Raw genomic sequence first — 574 nt, forward strand, 5'->3', positions numbered from 1 at the left:
CTCGGGGCGGCTGGAGCAGGCACAGCAGCTGGTCCGCGGAAGTGTGGACGCGGACAGCGACGTCTCTCCGGACTCGGTGGTCACGTCGGGCTATGTCGCGCTGTTCGAGGACGGGGATGTCCGCTCCTCACAGCGCCAGGTCTTCGCCGCCATCGAGAGCATGCGCGACCGCGGGATCCGGCAACCGGACGAGGTGCTCACGCGGCTGATCGACCTGCTGCTGGCCATCAGCCAGTACGGCAGTGACGAGGCGTGGTGGGAGCGGGTGCACGAACTGCTGGACAGCCTGGGCGACGCGGTGCCCGCGCACTCGCGCATTTACCAGGACGCGTGGGGTGACGTGGTACTTCGCGGCGCCGGAGTGAACGAACGGGTGGAGCGCGCCTACGCCGACCCGCAGTCCCTGGAGCCGTGGGACGTGACACGGCTGGCGGTGGCCGCCTATCACGTGGACACCCTCAGCCAGTACCGGCCCTATCTGCAGCGCATGGTGGACCGCGAGGTGGAGACCGGCGCCGTGGCCGACGCCATGACGATGCTGCATCTGATCATGCTGGACCAGATGACGGTGGGC

Annotated in this window: 1 pseudogene; it reads left to right on the top strand. The window is 68.8% G+C overall.

Annotation, left to right across the window (positions count from 1 at the left end):
* Positions 1 to 574: pseudogene (locus IQ210_RS46990) on the top strand (helix-turn-helix transcriptional regulator); the annotation flags it as partial.

The sequence above is a fragment of the Streptomyces justiciae genome (genome assembly GCF_015163075.1).
Classification (GTDB): Bacteria; Actinomycetota; Actinomycetes; order Streptomycetales; family Streptomycetaceae; genus Streptomyces; species Streptomyces justiciae.